Source organism: Anaerosporobacter mobilis DSM 15930 (genome assembly GCF_900142955.1).
Lineage (GTDB): Bacteria > Bacillota > Clostridia > Lachnospirales > Lachnospiraceae > Anaerosporobacter > Anaerosporobacter mobilis.
Genome location: NZ_FRCP01000012.1, coordinates 127,500 through 153,954, shown reverse-complemented (window position 1 = coordinate 153,954; position 26,455 = coordinate 127,500). Strand labels below are relative to the sequence as shown.

24 protein-coding genes are annotated in these 26,455 nt (G+C 34.8%); 2 read left to right on the top strand and 22 right to left on the bottom strand.

Annotation, left to right across the window (positions count from 1 at the left end; translation table 11 throughout):
* Positions 1-23 precede the first annotated feature (23 nt).
* The 4 genes from BUB90_RS12320 to BUB90_RS12305 form a co-directional block, all read right to left on the bottom strand.
* A complete protein-coding gene (locus BUB90_RS12320; protein ID WP_073288127.1) occupies positions 24-932 on the bottom strand; it encodes a LysR family transcriptional regulator in 909 nt (302 codons plus the stop codon).
* Positions 933-959: 27 nt separating this feature from the next.
* The gene (locus BUB90_RS12315; protein ID WP_073288125.1) at positions 960-2,294 is read right to left on the bottom strand and encodes an MATE family efflux transporter; all 1,335 of its coding nucleotides are present in this window, start codon (positions 2,292-2,294) and stop codon (positions 960-962) included.
* A gap of 187 nt (positions 2,295-2,481) precedes the next feature.
* Complete coding sequence (locus BUB90_RS12310; RefSeq protein ID WP_073288123.1) at positions 2,482-2,661, bottom strand: DUF1540 domain-containing protein; 180 nt, start codon at positions 2,659-2,661, stop codon at positions 2,482-2,484.
* Between the two features lie 166 nt (positions 2,662-2,827).
* Complete coding sequence (locus tag BUB90_RS12305) at positions 2,828-4,003, bottom strand: cation:proton antiporter (RefSeq protein WP_073288121.1); 1,176 nt, start codon at positions 4,001-4,003, stop codon at positions 2,828-2,830.
* Between the two features lie 257 nt (positions 4,004-4,260).
* Between BUB90_RS12305 and BUB90_RS12300 the strand changes: the two genes are divergently transcribed.
* Complete coding sequence (locus BUB90_RS12300) at positions 4,261-4,911, top strand: peroxiredoxin (protein WP_139241761.1); 651 nt, start codon at positions 4,261-4,263, stop codon at positions 4,909-4,911.
* A 426-nt stretch (positions 4,912-5,337) separates the two neighbouring features.
* Here the strand turns inward: BUB90_RS12300 and BUB90_RS12295 are convergent, their stop codons facing one another.
* The 13 genes from BUB90_RS12295 to BUB90_RS12240 form a co-directional block, all read right to left on the bottom strand.
* On the bottom strand, positions 5,338-6,513 hold the full coding sequence (locus BUB90_RS12295; RefSeq protein WP_073288119.1) for a hypothetical protein: 1,176 nt from the start codon (positions 6,511-6,513) through the stop codon (positions 5,338-5,340).
* A 176-nt stretch (positions 6,514-6,689) separates the two neighbouring features.
* Complete coding sequence (locus tag BUB90_RS12290; RefSeq protein WP_073288117.1) at positions 6,690-8,027, bottom strand: uracil-xanthine permease family protein; 1,338 nt, start codon at positions 8,025-8,027, stop codon at positions 6,690-6,692.
* Positions 8,028-8,405: 378 nt separating this feature from the next.
* Positions 8,406-9,602, bottom strand: coding sequence for a polysaccharide deacetylase family protein (locus BUB90_RS12285; RefSeq protein WP_084139229.1), 1,197 nt, complete (start codon positions 9,600-9,602; stop codon positions 8,406-8,408).
* A gap of 41 nt (positions 9,603-9,643) precedes the next feature.
* Positions 9,644-10,147 (bottom strand): GreA/GreB family elongation factor, encoded by a 504-nt coding sequence (locus BUB90_RS12280; protein ID WP_073288113.1) that lies wholly within the window; start codon positions 10,145-10,147, stop codon positions 9,644-9,646.
* A gap of 42 nt (positions 10,148-10,189) precedes the next feature.
* The gene (locus BUB90_RS23535; protein ID WP_170865489.1) at positions 10,190-10,360 is read right to left on the bottom strand and encodes a hypothetical protein; all 171 of its coding nucleotides are present in this window, start codon (positions 10,358-10,360) and stop codon (positions 10,190-10,192) included.
* A gap of 351 nt (positions 10,361-10,711) precedes the next feature.
* Positions 10,712-11,353: a hypothetical protein gene (locus tag BUB90_RS12275; protein ID WP_073288111.1), complete on the bottom strand. Its 642-nt coding sequence runs from the start codon at positions 11,351-11,353 to the stop codon at positions 10,712-10,714.
* Complete coding sequence (locus tag BUB90_RS12270) at positions 11,310-12,473, bottom strand: ABC transporter permease (protein ID WP_073288109.1); 1,164 nt, start codon at positions 12,471-12,473, stop codon at positions 11,310-11,312. The genes BUB90_RS12275 and BUB90_RS12270 overlap by 44 nt, the downstream gene beginning before the upstream one ends.
* Positions 12,473-13,357 (bottom strand): ABC transporter ATP-binding protein, encoded by an 885-nt coding sequence (locus BUB90_RS12265; protein WP_073288107.1) that lies wholly within the window; start codon positions 13,355-13,357, stop codon positions 12,473-12,475. The genes BUB90_RS12270 and BUB90_RS12265 overlap by 1 nt, the downstream gene beginning before the upstream one ends.
* A gap of 68 nt (positions 13,358-13,425) precedes the next feature.
* Entirely contained in the window at positions 13,426-14,628 is a 1,203-nt protein-coding gene (locus BUB90_RS12260; protein ID WP_073288104.1) for a HAMP domain-containing sensor histidine kinase, read from the bottom strand.
* Entirely contained in the window at positions 14,616-15,290 is a 675-nt protein-coding gene (locus tag BUB90_RS12255; protein WP_073288102.1) for a response regulator transcription factor, read from the bottom strand. Before BUB90_RS12255 ends, BUB90_RS12260 begins: the two co-directional genes overlap by 13 nt.
* A gap of 230 nt (positions 15,291-15,520) precedes the next feature.
* Positions 15,521-16,141: a flavodoxin family protein gene (locus BUB90_RS12250; protein ID WP_073288101.1), complete on the bottom strand. Its 621-nt coding sequence runs from the start codon at positions 16,139-16,141 to the stop codon at positions 15,521-15,523.
* Between the two features lie 256 nt (positions 16,142-16,397).
* Positions 16,398-16,958 (bottom strand): hemerythrin domain-containing protein, encoded by a 561-nt coding sequence (locus BUB90_RS12245; RefSeq protein WP_073288099.1) that lies wholly within the window; start codon positions 16,956-16,958, stop codon positions 16,398-16,400.
* Positions 16,959-17,040: 82 nt separating this feature from the next.
* Positions 17,041-17,247 carry a DUF1858 domain-containing protein gene (locus BUB90_RS12240; RefSeq protein ID WP_242952536.1) on the bottom strand — a complete coding sequence of 69 codons (207 nt, stop codon included), beginning with the start codon at positions 17,245-17,247 and terminating at the stop codon, positions 17,041-17,043.
* A gap of 265 nt (positions 17,248-17,512) precedes the next feature.
* Here BUB90_RS12240 and BUB90_RS12235 point away from each other — a divergent pair, with 265 nt between their 5' ends.
* The gene (locus tag BUB90_RS12235; RefSeq protein ID WP_084139228.1) at positions 17,513-18,763 is read left to right on the top strand and encodes a hypothetical protein; all 1,251 of its coding nucleotides are present in this window, start codon (positions 17,513-17,515) and stop codon (positions 18,761-18,763) included.
* Positions 18,764-18,918: 155 nt separating this feature from the next.
* Here the strand turns inward: BUB90_RS12235 and BUB90_RS12230 are convergent, their stop codons facing one another.
* From BUB90_RS12230 to hcp, 5 genes are all read right to left on the bottom strand, one after another.
* The gene (locus BUB90_RS12230) at positions 18,919-19,818 is read right to left on the bottom strand and encodes a DUF2935 domain-containing protein (RefSeq protein WP_084139240.1); all 900 of its coding nucleotides are present in this window, start codon (positions 19,816-19,818) and stop codon (positions 18,919-18,921) included.
* A 201-nt stretch (positions 19,819-20,019) separates the two neighbouring features.
* Positions 20,020-21,441: a 6-phospho-beta-glucosidase gene (locus BUB90_RS12225; protein ID WP_073288093.1), complete on the bottom strand. Its 1,422-nt coding sequence runs from the start codon at positions 21,439-21,441 to the stop codon at positions 20,020-20,022.
* Positions 21,442-21,546: 105 nt separating this feature from the next.
* Positions 21,547-23,436, bottom strand: coding sequence for a beta-glucoside-specific PTS transporter subunit IIABC (locus BUB90_RS12220; RefSeq protein WP_073288091.1), 1,890 nt, complete (start codon positions 23,434-23,436; stop codon positions 21,547-21,549).
* Between the two features lie 114 nt (positions 23,437-23,550).
* On the bottom strand, positions 23,551-24,384 hold the full coding sequence (licT, locus tag BUB90_RS12215) for a BglG family transcription antiterminator LicT (RefSeq protein WP_073288260.1): 834 nt from the start codon (positions 24,382-24,384) through the stop codon (positions 23,551-23,553).
* 356 nt (positions 24,385-24,740) lie between these two features.
* The gene (gene hcp, locus BUB90_RS12210; RefSeq protein WP_073288089.1) at positions 24,741-26,414 is read right to left on the bottom strand and encodes a hydroxylamine reductase; all 1,674 of its coding nucleotides are present in this window, start codon (positions 26,412-26,414) and stop codon (positions 24,741-24,743) included.
* Between the last annotated feature and the right edge of the window lie 41 nt (positions 26,415-26,455).

Genomic DNA, 26,455 nt, shown 5'->3' with positions numbered 1-26,455 from the left:
TCCATTTGTTTTATAATTATTATTTATATTATTTTCTCAATATATCTTGTAATAGATTCTATATATAGTTCCCCTAACCTACTTAGCTTTCCATTGTTATGCGTTAAATATCCGATTGTAATCTTCTCTTCTATCAATAATGGAACGGCAATGATATTTTCTCCATTAAGTTTAGCACTAATAATTCCTGTTGATATGGTATACCCATTCAAACCTATTAGTAGATTGAATAGAGTAGCTCGATCACTAACATGAATATTTTTCTTTCTAGATAATGTACTAAGGATCTCTTCTGAAAAATAGAATGAATTATTACTTCCTTGTTCAAACGAAAGATATGGATACTCATTCAAGTCTTCTAATGTAACACTCTCCTTCTTTGCTAAAGGATTCTTTGAACTTATGAACACATGTGGTTTTGCTATAAACAACTCCGTGAATGTCAAATTATTCTCTTTCATCATCTTGATCAGAACTTTAGAGTTAAAATCATTCATATAGATAATTCCAATCTCACTCCGTCGGTTTTTAACATCGTCTATGATATCATATGTCTTGGTTTCTCTTAAGGAACATTCATATTCTTCTAAGCCATATTCTTTCATCAATTCAACAAAGGCATTCACTGCGAATGCATAGTGTTGCGTAGATACACAGAAACTCTGCTTCGTAGGCTTTGTATTGCAATATCGATGTTCCAGCAAGTCTGTTTGTTCCAAAACTTGCCTTGCATATCCTAGGAATTCTGCTCCTTCCGCAGAAACCTGAATCCCCTTATTATTTCTTATAAAGATCTCAATGTTGACCTCATTCTCTAATTCTTTAATCGCATTGGATAGTCTTGGTTGCGATACAAAGAGACGCTTCGCAGCTTCACTTATGGAATCTAATTTTGCAACCTCAACCGCATATCTTAACTGTTGTAGCGTCATGGGACGTCCTCCTCACCCTCTTTAATACTACTTATATTCGATAGACTGCCTCTTCTCTCTAAGAACAAACGCAATGATTACCGCTAACGTTATACATTCAACAAAAATCATCGTCATCCAAATACCTTTTACTCCAAGTATAGTCGGTAAGATATAAACTAAAACACCACTAAGTATCAATCCTCTCAACACACAGATAATGAGTGCGTAGATTGGTTGTAAAGTTGATTGAAAATAATTGCTATAAAAGATGTTAGGAACCATTAGTATAAATGATATGAAGTAAATCTGAATGGCCATTGGTGCTAATTCCTGTACTTCTTTTGATGGATGTATGAATAATCCCACAACAAACTCTGGAAAACAAAAGCCAACCACTGCAAACACGATCCCCGTGGCGAAAGAAAAACCTAATCCAAGACGTTTGACTTGATTAATTCGATCATATTTGCCCGCACCATAATTCAACGCTAACAATGGTTGTGCTGCTTGCGATATACCATTACTTAATGAGGATACTATAATTGCTGTATTAGAGATGATACTATACACGGTAACCCCAACGTCACCAATATAATGAAGTACTCGATTATTGAATATGAATATAACAATTCCAGATGACATCTCAATTAAAAAACTAGAAAATCCATTCTTAGTTACGTCACCAAAATAGCGTAATTGTAATCCTTGTTTTACTAGATGTAAAGTATTCGATTTTGATAAGAAATGAGTTGATAATATTAGACAAGAAACTACCGAACCAAGCACAGTAGCTAATGATGCACCTCCCATACCCATATCAAAAATATAGATAAATACATAGTCAATTATAATATTAATAACACCACCACTAATAACTGCTATCATGGATAGTTTCGGAGCCTTATCATTCCTAACAAACGCTTGTAAGAAGGATGAGAAGCAGAAGAATGGTATACCCCAAATGAAATACATTCCGTATTCACGTATATAACCAATTGTCGTTTCCGAGGCACCTAATAAGTATGCAATTTGATCAAATGCTACTAAATTAATAATTAAAAAGATAAGCGAAGTTATACCATTAGCGATAAACGCCACTGTAAAATACGTATTAGCCTTCTTCTCATCCCCTTGTCCTTTTGCTACTGATAATAGTACTGAGCCACCAACGCCAAAGAGTAAACCCATTCCAAAATACAACGAAAATAATGGTATTATTATATTAAGTGCAGCCACTGCTGTATCTGATATCCCTTTTCCAATAAAAATCGTATCTGCTAACACATAAATTGAAGTTACTAATGTAGCACTAACTGATGGTATTAGATAACGAAAAAATAGTTTCTTTACATTATCGTTTAATAAATCTGTTTGTTTCATTTAAATTTCCTCCGTAATTAACTGTCGCCTTATATAATAAACCCCATTTTCATTGTATAGTCAAGTATAATTTACTATTTTAAGTTTTAATAATCCATTACGAACCAATATAAAAGGCTGTAACACAAAATTTACAGAATTTACATTCCATCAATTTTATGATACAGCCTTTTAGTAGAGTTCCTAGTTATTTACAACAACTAGCTTCCGGTTTACATTCAAATGACGTACAATCTGTACATTCCACTTTAGTAGGATTTGGTTCGTGGGTTCCTACTTCAATTTTACTCAACGTACAGTAATTATCACTTTGCGCATGATATTGACAATTGTTAACAGTACAACCGATACTCGAATTCTTTTCCATAATGGTCCTCCATTAATTTAATTTTTAATTTGTATATTGTTTGAAGTCACGAATCAACGTAACATACAGTATTTATTATGGCAAAAAGTATACATACTATACGAGGAATATTTTACTTAAGCAATTACAGAACTTAACTCATAGCGTTTACGTCACTTACAATGCTTTATTTTTCACATAATTTTTTGTAAAGTGAATCGATTAATATAGCTCCAAAAGGTGCTGTTATCAATATGGCTAATACCGCCACAGTCAATACTATGTTACCGCAAGCAAGTCCCATTGCTAGCGGAACTGCACCGATAGCAGCTTGAACGGTTGCCTTTGGTGTATATGCAATCATACAGAATACCTTTTCCTTCTTGGTAAGTTTTGTTTTAATTAAACAAACTAATACACCTACCATACGGAAGATAAGACCTCCGACTACTAATATAGCTGCATAGATTCCTGACTGGAATACATTCTCTATATCTACGGTTGCCCCTACCAATACAAAAAGTAACACTTCAGCCGCTACCCAAAGACGATTATACTTTTGAGACAAACGGTTTGCTAACTCTTCATACGAACGATATATCGCAATTGCCAATACCATTATCGAAATCAAGCCAGACATTGGAACATATGGTTTCAGAATCTCTTCGCAAGCAATTAATAAGAACGATATACTTAATATAATTAACAACTTCACAGAATCTCTCATATGAAATTTTCTAAAAAATATCGTTAAAATCTTACCGCCAAATGCGCCTACTACGATTCCTATTAGAATAGATATTGGTATTTTAATAAAATCCATAATTGATACACTGCCACCTGTTTCTAACGAAATAAATGACGTAAATAATACAATAACAAAAACATCATCCACAGATGCACCAGCAAGTATTAATTGTGGTATACTATGTTTTACTCCATACCCCTCCTCCATAAGACGGAGCATCCTTGGTACAATAACAGCCGGAGACACCGCAGCTACCACTGCCCCCATAATAGCTGCTTCAATCACAGTAACTCCTAATAGTTTAGGTGCTAAAAGGACAATACCAACAATTTCAAAACAAGCTGGTACAAAGCACATAAGTATGGCAGGTCTTCCCACCTTCTTCAAATCTTCCAGATTTAAAGATAGTCCTGCTCTAGTTAGTATAATTACTAATGCTAGTTGGCGTAAATCCGCTGATATAGATAAGATCGAATCATCTAGAAGATTGAGGGCATGAGGACTTAACAGTATTCCTGTAACGATCATACCAAGTAAAGCTGGCAGCTTTAACTTCTTGAATATAGAGCCTAGTAATAGACCTAGTAAAAAAATTAGTGCAAGACTTGTTAACATAATTCCTCTCCTTTTCCACATCTTTAAGTACAACTTGATTTCCATCCACAATATGTGTTGTACTTCCTTTTCATTTATTGATTACCTCATATAATTGAGGTGTGCGTTTAGGAAAATGTACAAACCGAGTGTGTAGCCTAACCTGGATTTAGTATACCATACGTGTAAAGTGATTATCAAAGAGTTTTCTTATCCAAGCCAACTTTCTAAGATTTATACATATACTATATAAAAAGTATTATCTGGGAGGTATTATTTTGGCAGAAAATTGTTTATCCATTGGAATGAAGGCACCATATTTTAACGCACAAACCACTTTTGGTCCTGTTAAAATGTCCGACTACACTGGTAAATGGCTAATACTATTTAGTCATCCTGGGGATTTTACACCTGTGTGCACAACAGAATTCATAGCTTTTACACAAGCGTACCCTATGTTTGAAAACTTGGGTGCTTCACTATTAGGTCTTAGTATTGATAGCAATCCTTCACATCTTGACTGGGTATACACAATTCAGGAATTAACAGGAGTTCCTGTTCCTTTTCCAATTATCGCTGATCGCAGTGGCGACATCGCTAGGCTTTATGGAATGCTTGTTCCGTCTTCGAACTATACAGAAACGGTTCGTGATGTCTTCTTTATTGACCCTACACAAACCATTCGTGCAATTTTATCTTATCCTGCAGCCAATGGAAGAAGCGTACCTGAGATGCTTCGATTATTACAAGCTTTACAAACAACTGATGAATACGGTGTATTAACCCCAGCTAACTGGATTTCAGGACAGCCTGTCCTTGTTCCTGCTCCAAGGACATATGAAGAACTACTTATACATAAGGAAAATCCTAATGAACTTGGTTTACATTGTGTTGATTGGTTCTTATGCTACAAAGACTTAGATAGCTAGACATACTACTACAGAATGCAGTTAGAATTTTACTTGGGTTGACCAAGAGCAGTAATGAATTATGGATGCCTATGACGTATATCAAAACCGTCATAAGCATCCAACTTTTTATAGTTTTAGTTACAATTTTGGTTCGGGTGTCAAAAGTCATTCACTAAACTTGCCTTCGTCATTTTGTACATTAACAAACCTGACTAATGTGATGCAGAACATAGTTTGGTGAGCAACTGTATGAAGTCGTTGGTACTTTGGCTCTGTATTTTAGAGCCTTACGTACCACTACGAACTTCAGCGGGGCGAAAGCGAGTTGCGAATAAACTATGGTTTGCATCACATAACGATTTATAAATTGTGCAAATTGACGAATTAAAATATAAAGAGGACTTTTGACACCCAAATCAATTTTGGGTTTTTAAGCCTCGTATATTAACATTTTGGATAACAATTCTTTGCAAGCTTATTCTTTAATTCACAAATACATTTGCTAAGCTGTCCAGCTTCCGTTAATTTATCAATTGCTTTCTGTGTGCACTCTAAGCTTTCCTCTTCCACCTTATTGAGATTACAAAGCATTTCGTTTAATTCTCTTCTCATCTTCATACATGGATCACACTTCATAGGTTCACATCTTTGCATACAGCTATTGTTGCAATTTGTATTGCAGCCACACGTATTACAACCACAGTTGCTAGTATTTCTTCTATTGTGACATGCATGATGAGTTTCACAAGAATCAGCTTCATTCATGGATTCTAAAAATTCGTCCATACATATGCTAATTTCCTTTACTTTCTCGTTATAGCATAACCCCATCTTAATACAATCTTTAGCATCCATAAGTCCCTTTTCTGCCCCCATAAACTCTCTACGAGATTTATCAAAAGTACAATTGAACCAGTCATTTAATCTCATGAATTCTTGGCAAGAACAGTCATTCTGCATAATAATGTTCTCTACAACTTCTTTTTCTGCTGCACAGCCACGAGAAGGTCTTACACACTCATTTTGTGGCATTTCACAACTGCAACTTGGCCTTGTATGTTCACGAGATGGTCTTACCATTTCACGAGCTGGTCTAACTGGTTCACAGGATGGTCTTGTTGATTCACAGGATGGTCTCATCATTTCACAGGATGGTTTTTCCATTTCACAAGATGGCCTTACCATTTCACGTGCTGGTCTTACCATTTCACGTGTTGGTCTTACCTTTTCACGTTCTGGTCTTACCATTTCACAGGATGGTTTTTTCATTTCACAAGATGGCCTTACCATTTCGCGTGCTGGTCTTGCCATTTCACGTGCTGGTCTTACCATTTCACAGGATGGTTTTTTCATTTCACAAGATGGCCTTACCATTTCGCGTGATGGTCTTGCCATTTCACGTTCTGGTCTTACCATTTCACGTTCTGGTCTTACCATTTCACGTTCTGGTCTTACCATTTCACAGGATGGCCTTACTGGCTCACATGTAGGCCTTACCATCTCACAGGATGGTCTTACTGGTTCACATGTAGGCATTTCTCTTCTTGACATTTCCCTTCTAGGCATTTCACCGCATCTATTCATTCTGTCGCAACAGGAATGATTATTTCCACAATTCATAATTATCTCCCTTTTTCTATATTTCATATTGCATAATATATCTTATTCAACATAATATTGTTCGGGACTAAATTTATGTCGTGGAATTGTTCCATATTCCAACATAAAAAGACTGTAGCATACCAATTAAATGATATTCTACAGTCTGAATACACGATATATAACTTTCTAATTAATTAATCTTCCTTGAATTCATAATCTTTACCCGGAAGTATCGCATTGAGCAAAATACCTGCAAGAGCTGCGACAGCTATACCCGATAAATTAATATCAAATCCACCAATAACGAAATTAACACCTGAATTAATCACATTAGCACCTATTGCTTCGTTATATACATATTGGTATTGGATACCTAATGCACTAACAAGGATAACTGCTGCTATGATAAGATTCCTACTCTTTGTAAAATCTACAGTATTCTCAACCACGTTGCGCACACCGATTGCAGAAATCATTCCGTATAAGATCAATGATACACCACCAATAATCGCTGTCGGTACAGAACTTACTATTGCTGCAAACTTAGGTGAGAAAGATAACACGATTGCGATACAAGCTGCAATTCTCATTACTAATGGGTCATATACTTTCGATAATGCAAGTACTCCTGTATTCTCACCATAAGTAGTATTTGCTGGGCCACCGAATAAGGCAGAAACACTTGTTGCAAGACCATCTCCTAGTAATGTTCTATGAAGTCCTGGATTTGCAATGTAGTTCTTCCCTGTGGTAGCACCAATAGCAGAGATGTCTCCAATATGCTCCATCATGGTAGCTAGCGAAATTGGCACAATAGTAATAATTGCACTTAGATTAAATTTTGCAAAATTAGCTGTTTTCAATGGAACACCAAACCACGCTGCTTCTTTGACTGTAGTAAAATCTATTTCTCCCATACAGAGTGCTAAGATATAAGCACCTACAATTCCTAACATAATAGGAATAATCTTAACCATACCTTTTCCCCAAATATTACACACAATTACAATAGCTACTGCAGCTAGAGCAATAAGCCAGTTAGTAGAGCAGTTGTTAATTGCTGTAGGTGCAAGAGTAAGACCGATAGCTATAATAATAGGCCCTGTTACAACTGGTGGGAAGAAACGCATTACCTTCTTCGCTCCGAACGCCTTAATAAAGGCTGCTACCACCAAATATACAAGACCTGCTACAAAAACACCACCACATGCATATGCTAATTGAATTGGATCCGCTACACCATCTTTAAGCGGTGCTACAGCAGCATAACCACCTAAAAACGCGAAAGAAGACCCTAAAAATGCTGGTACCATTCCCTTTGATAATAAATGAAATAACAAAGTTCCAATACCAGCCATAAATAATGTAGTTGAAACACTAAGACCTGTTAAAATAGGAACTAACACAGTTGCACCAAACATTGCAAATGTGTGTTGGAATCCTAATAATAACGTCTTCGGTAAACCCAGCTGTTTCACATTATAAATACCATCTTGTGCTACTTTTTGATTCTGATTGCTCAGTTCTTTCATTGAAGTACATCCTCCTACTTAAAAATCATTTGTGACTTAACTTTGATCAATGAAACATTGACCATATACATCCCTTGTATAATTTGTCATCAAACATATCGGTCTATTATATCATAGACTTTTTTTCAAAATCAACCTTTAAAAAGTATTCGAAATACTCCAGTATAAGCCTTACAATCTTATAACTTTTCCAATTATATAAGCAAATATTTATATTTAATAACTGAAAAAACATACATTCAATAGAAATAATCATGATTTTTGTCAAATTTTCTGTTATTTTGCAATCAAAAAACTAATATTCTAAAGTTTATAAACAATTACAATTCATTATGTTTAGTATTTATCATTAATATCTTAATAATCATTGGTAGCATACTAACGATCTATCACTTTGTCTACATCTACTACAGGAGCAAGTACCGTTTTATAATTCCGTAGAGAATATCCATCAATAGATACTCTTGTCATATATATGGAATGCCCTTCCTCGTAATCTCTTCGATAGAAGAAATTACTCACCGAACAAAATACACGGTAGCCATAATCGCGGAGTAATTCATACTTTTCCTCTTTTGGCTTCACCAGTTTTCCATACGGATATACGAATATCTTGGTCTCCCCAATTATTGGTATGACTTCGTCTTGAAATCTTTGTAAATCTTTCTTAAGACTCTGTACTGTATGTTTCGTTACATCGTAATGCCCATAGCTATGGCTAGCAAAGCTATAACCAAGTTCTTTCAACCTTTTTGTAACCTTTTTTGCCTTTACAATCTCTGCATCGCGATCTCCCTCGTAATCCGCATCAGTTCGATAACCAAATACTCCTGTAAAACCGGTCATACATAATGTCATCCTTGCTCCTTGGGAGGAGAAGTCAGGATGCTTCTCGATAAATTTCTCAAGTATTGGCACAAACTCATTATCATCTGAATACACGACGGATCCATCTTTTTGATAGGTCCCTGATACAATCTGATTATCCTTGTTCACCGTTAGAAAATCCACCATTCCATTACCACGTTTCTTAACATCATAGACCACGTCATCAACGGAAAAAATCAAAGGTTTTCTTCCCTTTGGTACTTGTACACTCTCAGCAAGTTTCATCTTACCATCGGAATCCTCATAGTATGTTTCATTAATATCAATCAGACTATACCCATTCTTATACAATTCCTCTAATAGATTCTTAAATTCTTGCACATTAATGCAATCACTGTCATATCTCATTAAACCATTCTTATCCTTAAGCTCTGGATAAGCAATTAATGTATGAATGAATATATGCGGAATTTCTCCCCTATACTCCTCATATTCAACACCTGCTACGTCCTTATCCTCTGCAGCTTCACTGTTAATCGTCTCTTCCTCTGTCTTTATATCGTCACTCTCATCTTTCGTCTTCTCTTCATCTGGTTGACTTTGTTGATTCTGTTGACTTTGTTCTTCTTTAAGTCCCCCAACTTGCTCATTATCTTGAACAATTGATTGGTTCCCACTTTCTTTCTTACAACCACCAACACTCATACATACCAAACATAAAATCAAACATACCATGAACCTCTTCAATATCTTACCCCCTTACTAAACCTAACGGCCCCTATTGAATATTAAAATCCTCTTATTCTATCATTTTCATCTTCCGCAGTATTCGTAATTGACTTAACTACAACATCATAACCATATTTATCATTCACTTGAATGTGTACACGGTCATTAACACGATGTCCTATAATTGCTTTACCTAGTGGTGATTCAATACTAATTAAACCTTTTAAAACATTCTCTCGTACTGTTGTTACGATACGATAGGTTTCTGTTAAATCGTCTTCTTCAAAATATAATTCAACTGTGTTATTCATTCCAATTACATCCTCTTCAGAAGAATCCTCTATCACCTTAGCGGTTTTAATCATTCTCTCAAGATAACGAATACGGCTTTCATTCTTATTTTTATCCTTCTTAGCGGCATAATATTCAAAGTTCTCACTTAAATCTCCGTGAGCTCTGGCTTCCTTCACAGCATCAATCGCTTCTTTTCTAACAACTAATTTACGATAATCAATCTCATCTTGAATCTTCTTGATATCACTCTTAGTCAATTCATTAAACATGTTTGACTACCTCCATAAATATTTATTCGCAATTATCTATATCTATTTCGATAATTTATGATTGCTACAAGACTTACAGATACTCTTCCAACCAACAATTCTCTTCACTTTCTTCGGTAATTCTTTTCCATTCTTTACTTTATATGATTCCTTAATAACGCATTGGCATTCTTCATCTGCTATTTCATTGTTACTTAATATTAAACATCTCATGGTACATAATCCCTTCTCTAGCTCTTTAATCACATAGGCAACGTCCAAACTCTTTTTGATAAGTTGTAAAAACCTCAAGAAGAGTGTTCTAATTGCCTAACTCTTTTTACATATGTATTATAACATAATTGCATTATAACATGTAACCCAATAGTTTGTTTTTTAATCGTTCCATTCCTTGTAGTTTCATTATTATTTGATTAAACTATTTATTAAGGATTAACTATAATTTATTGGAGGAAGAAATCCATGAATCCATATCAATCTAATTATGCCCATACAAATGGGGTAATGAACTTTTATTCATTACCCCATTATAAGAAAAAGCTTTGCTTTAAGATAGAAAACTTCTTATCGATTAATAAATCGTTTTATCTTCTTTTTATTTCTAATGATAATTCCAACAACAATCATAATAATACCTGCCACCAAAAGATAGATCTTATCACCTATGTCTCCTCCCATCAATGAAAACAAATAAAATCTACCAACGTACTTCTTGCCTCCTCCCATACACATAACATAGTACAATATAGGTATCATATAAGCTACTGCAAGATTATCAAGTATACTGTACATCATTATACCTAATCCGCCCAAAAACAATCCATTGGCTATTGCTCCATATAGATATTGACAATATGGAAACTGGCTCCTTTGCTGTTTCATAAACAGCAAGAACAAGGCAAGGCTAATTAATAATAGGATAACGCCCTCAACTATACGAATGCCCTGCACTAGGTACATCGATTCTTTCTTTGATTGTATTAATTCACGAACGCTACGATCTTCATCCGGAATAAACAAAGGGATACAAAGTACGATACCAAATAAAGAAAGATAAAAATCTACTACTTTTGCTACCTGTAAGGGTTCTAGATTGGATACTCCCATAATAACTGGTGCAAGTACTGCTAAAAAGAGCACTACAATGATATGAGGTAGCAAATTAAATTTCAAGTTCACTTTTGCGATGTTTAAATATCTTTCCATGATAATTCAGTGCCCCCTTTCGTTTATAATGGTACACTACAATCGTGGCAGTAATCAGCAATATCCCCATACCACTATAAAACAACCGATTCTTTACTAATTGCGGTAATATCGCTTTATAGACTTCATGCTCGCCTATGGTATTAAATCTAGGCATAATATTATAGCCAACCGTTCCTACCAATGATTCCGCTCCCATAAACATGCTTATATACCACCATAAACCTTGAACTAAGATTGCAATTGGTCCATCGGTTAATTCCGTTAAGAAAAATCCAACTGAAGCTGTTATCATAATAGTCGGAAGTAACCAGCCTCCAATGTATCTTAGATAAGCGAAGGCATCTCCCTTAATTCCATTATTGACCGCTGAATATAAGGATTGTAAGGCAGGTGATATGCTTAGTAAAATTACCGGAATTACTACCATACTTACAGTAGCTAGATAACGAGACATAACAATCGCTATGGATGAGGCTTTCTTTGAGAAAATAACGTCAAAAGCTTTCGCTTTTTTATCACGTAAGCCTCTGGTCACAGCTAAGAATACTGGAAGAATGGCTAGTACAATACCCATGTAATCGCAGAATAATCTTGCATATGCACCAGATATCTTATCATTATACAGTATGTCTTCATATTCTTTCATGGCATCTTCGTATGTCATTGGTATATATGCATTTGACTTAAGCCCACTTGCTTTATAACGGCTGCCTCCACCAAGGATATCATCAATCTTCTCCATCTTTGCTTCGAATTGCTCATACGATATGTCTTCTTTTATATCATAATTCTCATCCAAAACTTCACTTAATATAACTGCAATCTTAGATTGCTTACTTTTGCTAGGGTGGACCTCTTTATAGAATCCAAAGGGATACGTAATGTACGTCTCACTCTCAAACTCTTGCAATAAATTATCTATTGAATATTGCATAATTACCTTTGGGTCCTTACTATATTGATAACCGTAGCTTGCTTGGCCTTTTAGTGGTTTCGCAATACCTGCATTCGATTCCATTTGACCAACAAAGAAAAGTACTAAACACGCTAGAAAAAGGTAATAGGTTGTACTCTTTACAATCGCTTTACACTCTTTAATAAATAATGTTCCAAACATTATCTATCACCTCTTTTCTCATGCATTAGATACATATACGCGTCTTCTACATTAGGCGTGCAAGAAGTTGCCCCCTCGAATACTTCTTCCTCTAGCCCTGCAACAAAACGAACGGTAACTTCTGTTGGCATACGAAGCATATTCGTCACAAGGTATCTTTTCTTAATATCTTCTATTTCAATTTTCGAGACGGTAGCTGTATAGATTTTCCCATCTGCATGTTCTAATAATTCCGCTACTGTTCCGTTGAATATAATATTTCCTGCGTCCATTATTGCGATTTTTTCACAAGTGGCTTCAATATCTCCAACAATATGGGTAGATAGAATAACGATACGATCATCCGCAATCTCTGATAATAAGTTACGAAATCGAACTCGTTCCTCCGGGTCAAGCCCAGCAGTAGGTTCATCCACAATTAATACTTTGGGATCATGTAAGATAGCTTGCGCAATACCAAGCCTTCTCTTCATACCACCAGACATAGCCTTTACTTTCGTTCGTTTATTATTCTGTAGATTCACTCTTCTTAGTAACTCTGGTATCCTCTCTTTTCTCGTTTTCTTATCAAGACCTGACAAAACACCTAGATAATCCATCGCTTCGTATACCGTCATATTACCATACATAGAAAAATCTTGTGGCAGGTAGCCTATTATACTTCGTACGCTTCTTTCCTCTTTAACAGGTATACCGCATACATGAATATCCCCACTACTAGCAGGCAATAAAGTTGTAATCACCTTCATTAAAGTAGTCTTTCCTGCACCATTTCTTCCAAGTAGACCAAACATTCCTTGTTCGATATGTAGATTCACATCACAAAGAGCTTGTTTATTACCATAAAACTTATTCACTTGATTTAATAGTATCTCAGTTTCCATTTTATTCTCCTCTTCCATGTAGATTTTATCTGCATTATCATAATAACAACGAAATATCTACACTTTATCTACAGAACAAGAAAACTTGCCGCAATAATTGCACCACCTTTTGTACTATTCCCTAGATGAAGATTTCCTCCATGCTTTTCACACAATAACTTACTAATTGTTAATCCAATTCCAAAGTGTTCAATACTATCACCACGCCCCGTATAATACGGTCTCGTTGCCATAAATAATTCTTCTTTTGAAAATCCTTTACCATCATCTTTTACATATAGAATCAATTGATTTTCCTCTATTTCAAGCACTAGATTAATCCGTGTCTTTGCATACGCTAATGCATTGGATAGTAGGTTGTCCATAACTTCAAGAATACAAGGAATATCATAATATCCTTTTCCTTCTGGTAATTTTGATTCTATTTCAAACGAGAATTCATACTGTACCTGTAATCCTTGTATCGTCTCTTTCATCTTCTTTTCTATTACAGAGAAATCTTGCTTCTTCTTCTTGATTTCCATTGATTCAAACGTATGGATTCCTTTCATGGTTTCTGAAAATTGTTGTAGTCGAATCACTTGAGCATGCATCAATTGCAGTGTTTCAATTAATTTTTCTTCGCTAATCTTCCCTTCTGGATAATACTTACCAAGTAGTTCGGTATATCCTTGCATAACTGTTAGTGGTGTACGCAAGTCGTGGGCGAATGCAGCATTTAGTTGTCTTTGACTTTCCATAAGACTCCAGATTTTCTCTTCGTTGCTTATCAACTGCAAACGCATTGTGTTGAATGCCCCGCATATCTCTCCAAGCTCATCTCCACTTTCATAGATACAAGAAAAGCTTAAATCGTTTCTACCTATATATCTTGCTTCCTCCTTTAATATACTTACTGGCTCCTGAATTTTATTCTTATAAAAAAGGTGCGATGTAAGATATATCGCAATCACGGAATAAAGTAAAATTGAAAATCTTTCTACAATCTCTAGTACTTTTAGAAAAATACGATCAAAGGATTCGATCTTACTATCACTTAGTGATGTATGAACAGAATCTATCACTATTCCATTCTTTACAATTAACTCCTTTTCACTATAATCCTGTTGATCTATAAGACCTTTCCAACTACTACAAAACATTATTGTCACTGCATATAGTAAAACAACGCAAAATATCGCAGCTATAATATAGAGCGATAGGGTATGTTTTAGGGAACTCGTCTTTAATTTGTTTTTCCATTTACTAAATAATTCATCTAACCAATCCATCTGTATCCAACTCCCCAAACCGTATCAATCATCGAATCATTGCAATAGTTGCCTAACTTCGTACGTATTCTACGAATATGTTCCGTTATAATGGTACTATCTCCATCCTTATCAAATCCCCATAACTTCTCATAGATTGCTTCTTTCGTGAACGTGTTGCCTTTATTCATACTAAGAATCTCAACAATATCGAACTCTGTTTTCGTTAATGTTATTGGAGTTCCCTTATACGATATACTTCTTTCTGAATATGAAATCACAAATTCCTTCGAAAAACGTATCTTTTCTTTACTCATCTTACGTTCTTCTCTCCTAAGATGTGCAGTTACTCTCGCTTCTAATTCATCAAGACTAAATGGTTTTAGTATATAATCGTCTCCCCCAACTTTAAGCCCTCTAATTCGGTCTTGTTCCTCCACCTTAGCTGTCAGAAACAAGATTGGACAACTTACATAATCACGTATCCGCTTACATACCTCTATCCCGTCCATCTGTGGCATATTAATATCTAGCAATATAATATCCGGGTTACTTTCCACTTTTTGCAATGCTTCCACACCATCGCATGCTGTAAATACTCTAAATCCCTGTATCTCAAAAAAATCCTTTAATAACGATATTACATCTTTCTCATCATCAATAACTAAGATTTTATAATTCATTGGACAACACCTCCTATATATATGTAGGATACCATGATATCAGCCAATTATCTATAAATTATCTACTCAAACTTCGCACTTGAAGATTCCTGCGAGTGGCTAACAGCTATATTCAACAAAAAAACCACTTTCGCAACAACTTCTTAAATTTCAATGTAAGAAAAAACAGCAATTCAACTGATAAGATTTTATCAATCGCTAATTGCTGTCTTTTATATTCTAAAAACATTCTATCTAATATAATTCGTTCTAACTTTTTCTTCTCTTATAGGCATTGCAACACCGGCATTCTTACCAGCATCTATACATCTAAGGAGCCATGCCATGTTAGTCCCAAGTGTTCTCATGGTTTGCATACCTTCTTCATCCCGAACGACTTCGTCTGGAGTATTACCATGTACCATGTTCCAGTATTGAGACGATACAATAGGCATGTTACAGATTGTAAAGTACTTATTAATCTGATCAAAGGTTACAGTTGCTCCGCCTCTTCGACAACTTACTACTGCTGCACCTGGTTTATCTTCATATAAGCTTCCATTACTATAGAATGCACGATCTAAGAATGATGTTAGGGCACCTGATGCTGCTGCATAATGAACAGGTGAGCCAAATACAAAACCATCCGCTTCGGCTGCTTTATAGGCGAATTCATTCACTGTATCATTCATAAAACATTTACCTGTCTTCTTACAGACTCCACACCCAATACAACCACAGATTGGTTTTGCTCCTACTTGGAAAATCTCTGTATCAATGCTATGCTGATTAAGCGTCATGGCTACCTCTTGTAATGCGGTATATGTACAACCTTTTGCGTGAGGGCTTCCATTCACTAATAATACTTTCATAAATAAGCATACTCCTTTCAATGTCCAACGATTTTGCTCAAATCAAAATCTCTGTAAATAAATGTTTTCTTTCTAACTCATTATACCCCCTACTTTTGTTATATTCCAGTAAATTCGATAGTATTATACTAAAAAAAGGCCCTTTGCAAAATAACTGAGTTAATCATAAACATCAACTTATCCCAATTATCAAACAAAGGAACCTATTATTGTGTGACGCAAATATTATACTATTTCATAGTATTCTAAAATCTTATTAATTATATTTTTCTTCTAATCTTTGTAGAATTCCAAGATACTTACTTTGTATCCCTTCTCTCTCGCCTTCTTCTTCAAGAAGTTTTGTCTGTTCATCTATAATTGCTAGGCTTTCTTTTTTTAGATTCTTTTCACCAAAGGTAAATACAACCTCATTTTCTTTTAAAGCATGGCGTCTGATCAGATAGGTATACGCAGTTGTATTAACGATAATATCTAGTTTCGCATCCGCATTCGTATCATCAATTTCATATGCTCTTAATGCTTGCTCTAGTTCACTCATATGCAATCTGCCAAGATCATGTTCTACTAACATCCCATGGGTAACAAGATTCGTACCTATTTTACCAAGTTCCTTAACCATGAAATCAAATAAAAGATTTTCTTCCTTTTTGTGATGATGCTTATCTGCATAATTCCTCACAAAATCTACCATAGCATCAAAATCTGCTACCACTAATTCACCACCATTCATTACGTGTAAACTAGCCTTACGCATTACCTCCGCCATACGTAATATAGCATCATGTTCCTTAACAAGAATATCTATTCCGTACATATATCACACATTCTCCTTTCTATGTCTAGAAGTTAGCACCCCATACTATGCTATTTATTGTATGGATAACCTAGTCTTAGTATTATAGTAATTGACTTAATATTAAATCTAAATCAAGACCATGAACTGCACATGCTTCTTCTAATGTTTCTGATCTTGAAGAAGGACAACTGACACAATGCATTCCTGCCATTAATAAAACGTCTGCATTCTCTGGGTGATGTTTTATAATATCACTAATAATAGATTGTTCTGTAATTTCATCTTCATAATTCATAATTGTATTCATGCACATCTAAGGCTTACTTGCAATACCGAACGTGCATATCTCCTTTCCTTATATTTTTGATTTTTATATATTTGATAATTTATATATTTTACTTATTAATTTTTAGCCTTTATTACTATGGCCTTATTATAACTCATTCTTACGAAAATATATGTTGTATTTACAACGTAATCAGTAATATTTGTTGTACTTCCTTTCTATTTACGAATAAATAATGCGTTAAAATCGAATACTACTCTTAAAAATATAATAGGAGGCTATACTTATGTCAATAAATCCTTTTGAACTTCAACCAAAAAAAGTTGATGATACATTCCTTGATTTTAAAGAATTGTATCCTAACTCTTATGACAAAGATGCAACGGATCCCTATACCAAAACCCGTATTATCTTGATGAATGGTACTGAATTTGAGGCTGTTTGGTTCTCTCATCAATTTTCACGTCATTGTAATAATAATGATATCCGAAGAGAACTTGCTGCAATGAGATATATAGAGCAACAACAACAAAAGCGTGTTAGTAATCTAAAACCTATAAATGAAACAATACTTGAAACGACAATTGGCTACGAGCAACTGGCAGTTGACTTAACTAGTATCTTAGCAAAAGAAGAAAAAGATCCCTGTGTTAAAAAAGCTCTTGATTTTGCTTTATTAGAGGACTTTGATCACTTATATCGTTATGCTAACTTATTAGAGATGGAGCACCACATCTATGCTGATAAGTTAGTAGGAAAATATACTGAAATAATGCCCGCTCGTCCAACCATTGCGGAACATCGTTATCCTTGTGATAATATAAAACCATTTATTAATAACAAAACTGCTGATCCTTTAACTAAACTTCATGTTAATATTATAACTGCTGCTGAACAACAAACTATGAACTACTATATGAATGTTAGTAGTTTCTATACATCAGAGATTGGACGTAGATTATATCAAGAGATTGGACTTGTTGAAGAAGAACATGTTACACAATATGGCGGTTTGATTGATACCAATTGCACCTGGTTAGAAAATTTATTAATGCACGAATATACAGAATGTTATCTATATTACTCCTGTTTTGAAACAGAATGTGATCCTTATATTAAAAAGATATGGGAACAACAATTTGAACAAGAAGTTGCTCACCTTCATAAAGCTGCAGAACTGTTAAAAACCTATGAAAGTAAAGAATGGCAACAAGTAATTCCAAATGGTGAGTTTCCGAAACTTCTTTCATTAGGTTCTAACATTGAATATGTACGTAAGATACTAGAAACAGTACGTCTCACTGGTAAGCTAGAAGATTACGTCCCTGTTTCAAGTCTACCTGATGATGATATTTTCTTCCGATACCAAAACAGCATTATTAATTCTATCGAAGATGTACCTAGCCACAATATCATAGAAAAATATATTGCTAAGGAAGGACAAGACTATCGATTCGAAGTAGCTCCTCATCCAATTGAAGCATTACAAGATCGTAAAAAAGACAACACAACGATAGCACGTACTAAAAGCGAATAATAGGGCTGTCATGAAGTCCTTCATAATAAGACAATTATATGCAATGTATAAAATCAATCTCAAAAAGTTGTGACAGTGAAGAATATATATATCCTATATCCTCCATTGTTAATTAATAATTTGAGATTGATTTTATTATTTTAATGCTTTTACTTTTATTTTTGTTCTAATAATCGAATATAATGATTTGCTTCTCTTAACACATGGTCTGCTAATAATGGTAGAATCAAACTACGAATCTTACATTCCTCGATTCCCTCAGTTCCTGCCTTCTTAAAATCACGATATTTCATTGTTTCTAAAAGCGTCCTATCCGTGATAGAGCCGATTGTCATATCTGTCATATTCATTGCTTCTGATAATAACATTGCATATCGATTTGCAAAATCGTTTGCAGTCACTATCAATTCGTTTTCGGTAGGATCTAATAAGCCTCGAATAAATAATGCATGCTCCATCATGATTTGATTCCAAAACAGTTCAACGTCTCTCATATCGTCCTGTGCTGCATTGCCTTCTTCTAGATTCATGATATATCTTTGATATAATTTAGCTTCTCGAATGATGTGCTCAATTAATAATGGATAATTCATTGTGAACATTTTACAATTTAAAACATTCTCTAATGTCAGTTCTTTAAATGCGATCAGCCCTGCCAGTAGCTCTAAAGATCGTTGATTTATTTGTCTTACCATCTCCGTTAAATCACAATCTACTTTGTTCCTCCTCCTATTATTGTTCCTTAATTTTCCTTCTAAAATCGTAATATTTTCGTCAATCTGACTGCCTGTTAACATACTAGTCTTTCTCTCTGCGTCCAAAGTAAACTCCGTTATTACTTCACCCGAATCAAAAATAGTGTCTCCTACTACTCCTTGACTACAGCAAATAGCATCATATAATAAATCTTCAAATGCCTTCTTATAATTACATGCTTCTTTTATATACTCTTTATTTGCCTGCGTATAACCAACTTCTAAGAAAAATGAATGTTCTTTCATGATTCTTCCAAAAAACAAATGTAGTTCCAAAGAGGATGTTACATAGTAATCCATATCTTCTCCTTGCATAATATTAACTTTCTATTTAGCATATGCGTATCCATTATACAAAGTGCTCATAGGATATATTATTCTCCTTATTATGTTTTACTGGAAGTTACAAAGTTTATCCCTTATACAAATATAGTCATTATATATCAAAAAGGGTTGTCACACTAACATATAACGCTTCGTGTAACAACCCTACAATCATAACTAGTTCAAACCATTATTCTTGATTACCTTCTTATACCATTCGAAGGATTTCTTCTTGTAACGTTTCATCGTTCCATTTCCTTCATTGTCTTTGTCAACATAGATAAATCCATATCTTTTCTTCATCTCTCCAGTTGATGCACTTACTAAATCAATGCATCCCCAAGAGGTATAACCCATTAAGTCAACGCCATCAATCTCTACTGCCTCCGTCATAGCTTCAATATGCGCTTCTAAGTATGCAATTCGGTAATCATCTTCTACAGTCCCATCTTCCGTTAATATGTCCACTGCACCAAGCCCATTCTCAACAATAAACAATGGCTTTTGATAACGATCATATAAAGAATTCATAGTAATACGAAGTCCTAATGGATCTATCTGCCAGCCCCACTCACTAGCTTTTAGATGAGGATTACGAATACCCGCTATTACATTCCCAGAAGTCTTCTCACCCACATCAGTATTTGCACTTGTAAGTCTAGAAGTATAGTAACTGAATGCAATATAGTCCACTGTATTCTCTCTTAATATTCTCTCATCCTCTGGCTCCATATGGATAAGAATCTGATTACGTTCTAAGAATCTCTTCGCATAATTTGGATACGCTCCCCTGGATTGTACATCAATAAAGAAATAATTTCCCTTATCCTTCTCCATTGCTGCGAATACATCTTCAGGATTGCATGAATATGGATAGAATTGACCAGCTGCTAACATACAACCAACTTTATTGTTCGGATCAATCTCGTGAGCCAACTTTGTGGCTAATGCTGAAGCTACCAATTCGTTATGTGCTGCTTGGTATTTTACTTGTACTTCATCTTCCCCTTCACGGAACATAATTCCTGCTCCCATGAATGGAAGGTGCATTAACATGTTGATTTCATTGAATGTCATCCAGTACTTAACTTTACCTTTGAATCGTCTGAAGATTACATCACAATATCTTACATAAGCATCGATTACTTTACGACTTCTCCATGAGCCATATTTTTGCTCTAATGCAAGTGGTACATCAAAATGACAGATTGTAACCACGGGTTCAATATTATATCTTAATAGTTCGTTAATAAATGCTTCATAGAAAGCCAATCCTTCTTCATTTGGTTCCGCTTCTTCCCCTGTCGGGAAGATTCTTGACCAAGCAAATGAGAAACGGTAGCATTTAAATCCCATCTCAGCAAACATTTTGATATCTTCTTTGTAATTGTGATACATATCAATTGCCTCATGAGATGGAAAATATGAATCTTTTGGAAGTTCATTATAATGCAGTTGACCTTGCATTACCGCACGACGATGTTCTCCCCATGGAATTACATCTACAGTTCCAAGTCCCTTCTTCCCTTCTAGATATCCGCCTTCACATTGGTTTGCTGCTGTCGCGCCTCCCCATAAAAAATCTTTTGGTAAACTCATATATTATACACTCCTTTTCAATCTAATTTTTTTAGGAAAGACGCTATTTTTATTATAGTGTCTTTCTCTTTTTATCTTTATCTGTATCTTTAAATTACCTTATCTTTACTTTACAACTTTAATTACTTCTTCGCCTGCAGCTACTTTACGGTCAGTTACTGCTAATACCTCCGTATAATCTGTAGTATTGCTAATAATAATTGGAGTAACTACTTCAAAACCTTGGCTCGTAATACCTTTCATATCAAAATCTAATAGATGTGTTCCAACTTCTACACGGTCACCAGTCTTAACATGTGCTGTATAATATTTACCTTCTAAACGAACGGTATCAATGCCAACATGGATTAGTATTTCAATTCCATCATCACTTACAAGTCCAATTGCGTGTTTTGTATCAAATACCATCGAAACGGTACCGCTAACAGGTGATACTACTTTCCCTTCTGTTGGAATGATTGCCATACCTTTACCTAGGATTTCCCCCGCGAAGGTTTCATCACTTACATCTTTCAGTGGAATTGCTTCCCCTGTAATTGGTGCGCAAACTACATCTTTGCTATGATTTGTTTTTACGAATGAATTATTTTCTTTCTTGTCTTCTTTCTTCGCTACTGCCGCTCCTTCTGTTGCAGGATCTTTATATAAAACAAATGCTATTATGAATGAAATTACAACACTGATTACAGCACCGATACATGCAAAATAGAATGTTGACATTGTATCTCCACCAATATAGCTTGGTAATGTTAGGAATCCTGGAGAACCACCTGAGTAATTCATTACTTTGAAGATTCCCATGAACAAACCACCAACTGCACCACCAATCATAGACGCATATAATGGAGTCTTAAAGCGTAAGTTAACACCATATAACGCCGGTTCCGTAATACCACATACCCCTGTGATACCTGCTGACATTGCTAATTGTTTAATGTCTGATTCTTTTGATTTAAATGCTACAGCTAAGGCTGCACCACCTTGAGATACGTTAGAAGCTAACATACCTGGATAAATAATTGTGTCATATCCTAATGTCATACGATTGTTAATACCGATTGGAATTAAACCATAATGTGTACCTGTCATAACAAATAATGGAGTTAAACCACCAATCAATGTTGGAACTAACCAACTACAATACGATTCGATTGTCTTAATACCAGTTCCAATAAGATCACTAATGTTGTAACCGATTGGTCCAATTACCACCAATGTAATAACACCAGTAACTGCTATTGTTATTAATGGTTTTGAGAAAAACTTAATTGGTTTTGGTGAAATCTTATCAGCAATTGGTTCAACTAATGACATAAACCATACTGCTAGAATAATAGGTAATACAGATGATGAATAACTAGCTAGTGAAATTGGTAAACCAAATACACTAATACCAGTACCCGCTTCTTTAGCTGTATTTACCATGGTTACGAAATTTGGATGTAACAAAATTCCACCAATCATCATTGCCAAATATGCATTACACTTAAACTTCTTCGCAGCTGAATTAGCTAGTAAGATTGGCAGGAAATAAAACGCTGAATCTGCCATGAAGTTAATTACTTGGTACGATTGTGATTCTGTTGAAATCAATTTAAATGCTACTAAAATCGCAAGTACCGCCTTTAACATACCTGCTGCTGTAATCGCTGGTAAGATTGGTGTGAAGATACCTGTAATCGTATCAATTAATTTAGCACCTCTTGATCGTTTATCTTCTTCTACGTTAGCGTTTTCTCTACCTTGGTCTAAGTCTGCTAACTTTACAATCTCTTTGTATACACTACCTACATCACTACCAATAATTACTTGATACTGTCCGGCATTGCTAACAACCCCCATAACACCTGGTGTATTCTTTAATGCCTGTGTATTTGCTTTACCTTCATCTTTTAGATTAAAACGTAGTCTTGTTGCACAATGTGTTAATGAAGCAACATTATCTTTTCCGCCGATGAGTTCTACTATACTCTCGCCTAATTTCTTGTAGTCCATATCCTATACCCTTCCTTCCTTTAATAAAAAATACCTAAACTAATCCTACTAGTTAAGTGCTAGCGAGATTAATTTAGGTATAGCCTACTTAAAGTAACAATCCTATTAATCGTTTTATTTTGATGTAATTCTTTTAATATGCACCGTCAGATAAATCATCTCATCTTCTGTTAAATCACAGCCATATTCTTGTTTAATGAATTCTTTCACCTTCCTCGTACATGCATATTCATCTTTGCATTGTTGTTTTAATACAGCTAGGAATTGTTCATCTTGATCTTTAATAATTGTTCCTGATAAAACACGTTGTGCAAAAAATTTTACATGTGTTATAAAACGCTCATAATGAATGGAATACTCATCTAATTCCATATTGAAATGATACTTCACAATGTTAATAATTTGTTGTATCATCTTCGCCATATCTGTGGCCTTTTGCATGGATATCTCATCCATAGAAGCATTAACCAGATGTAGGGCAATGAAACCAGCTTCATCTTCTGGTAATTGAATCCCCAGTCTTCGATTGATGATGTCCAAAGCTTCTTTTCCAATTAGGTATTCATGATTATAGAACTTCTTAATTTCCCATAGTAGCGCATTCCTAATTGCTATCCCATTCTTATGTCGGTCAATAGCAAAATTAAGATGATCCGTTAAAGATATGAAGATGTTATCATTTAACTTTTTCCCTAAGGATGCTCTTGCGAAATTAATTATTTCATTGGTAACTTGAATATGCTCAAATGGAATCTTCTCTAAAATCTTCACTAACTGATTGGTGTTCGCCTTATCATTGCAAGTATATAACTTCTCAATCAGACTGGAATCAATTTCATCACCTGAACTCTTTTTAAAACCTAGTCCACAACCCATGGCTAATACTTCATTACCATTCTCATCATAAGTTCTAACTAAATTATTGTTAATTACTTTAACAACTTTCATAATTCTTTGTCTTCCTTTTGTTTGTGCTAAGAAACCATAACACTTCATTACATGGCAACTTCACTACTTACTTCCTTATTTAGCGTCAAAAAAAGGCCATACCGCACTTATGAATATAAATAGTTTCATAAAGTGGTATAGCCTGCATAACCAGTAACAATCCAACTGTTATTTGATACAATCATCTTATCATGTGTTTTGACATATGTCAACAATATTTTTTCTATTTCGACATATATTTTATATCTTTTTGCTAGTATGCATATAGATTTTTCACTTTATATTTATTATAATGACATAAATTTATGAATTCTATACCAAATATATTAACACTTAAAAGAATATGAATCCTATCACTAGATGTTTTGTTTCAAACAAGACTTTATGTCATCTTCTGCATTACTGATTTGTTTTAGATCAAAGGTATCTACAAGATATTGCAAAACATTCGGACTTAAAAACGCAGGTAACGTTGGTCCAAGATAAATACTCTTAATTCCTAGAGACAATAATGCCAGTAAATCTGCGACTGCCTTTTGCTCATACCAAGAAACAATTAAAGAAAGAGGTAAACCGTTTACATCCGTCTCAAACGCATCTGCTAATGCAGTTGCAATTTTAATAGCCGAATATACATCATTACATTGACCAACATCTAATAATCTTGGTAACCCCGCAACCTCACCAAAATCTAATTTATTAAATCGATACTTACCACACGCTAAGGTCAAGATAATACAATCCTGAGGGACCATTTTAGCAAATTCAGTAAAGTAGTTACGCCCTGGCCTTGCGCCGTCACAACCTCCAATTAGGAAAAAGTGTCTTAGCTGACCACTTTTAACGGCTTCTACAATCTTATCAGCATAACTAAGCGTCGCATGATGTCCAAAACCAACTAAAATCTCATGCGGTTCTTCGTCTTCTTCGAATCCTCCTAATTCCAATGACTGATTGATAATTTCACTAAAGTCTTTTTCACCTTCTTCGTTTTTACCAATGTGTTTTATCCCATCCCAGCCAACTACGCTGGTGCTATATATGCGGTCTTTATAGGATTCCCTTGGTTTCATTAAACAGTTCGTAGTCATTAGAATACAACCTGGAAGATTATCAAATTGTTTTTGTTGATCTTGCCATGCACCACCAAAATTCCCCACCAAATGAGGATATTTCTTCAGTTCAGGGTATCCATGACAAGGAATCATCTCACCATGCGTGTAGATATTAATGCCTTTGTCCTTTGTTTGTTCTAATAACATGTGTAAATCTTTCAAATCATGACCAGACACAATTATAAATGGTCCTTTTTTAATATGAACATTAACTTTATGTGGACATGGATTATCATACGTTTCTGTATTGGCTTCATCTAGCTGTTTCATTACTTCTATAGCCATCTCACCAGTACGCATTGTCCATCTGATCAAATCCTCCACCGTTAGATTATCATCTGTAACCGCTTCTAAAGCTAAGATATAAAAGTCATCTACCTGATCACTAAAGTAACCTAACTCCCTAGCTTGGTGTCCATAAGCACTAATCCCTTTTAAACCATATACGATTGTTTGGCGAAGTGAACGAATATCTGGATCTAGGGTACCATCATACATAATTCCAGCCAAAGGAGCATCTTTTAACATCTCCGTTTTTGATTCTGGCAAGCAATACGTTGCATGTGCCGTCTTGTTTTTAATCTCTCCTACTTTATTAGCAATTTCTTCTTTGATTCTCTGGGATTCTTTTAACAGCTCCACATGAACTGCTGCATCAAAGTTAACATTTGTTAATGTAGTAAATAAAGCATTCTCAACAAAACTAACAATTGATTTATCAATATGCTCTCCTTGTTCTACCAATTCTTTCCCATAGCAACTAATTCCTTTGATTTGATAAATTAATAAATCCTGAAGATTTGCTACCTCTGGAGTTTTACCGCAGACACCCATCTTCGTACAACCTTTTCCATTGGCGGTTTGTTCACATTGATAACAAAACATTTCATAGTTTAAATCCATATTATTTCCCATGCTTAACCTCACTTTGTGAATTTTATAATTATTCTTTGTCA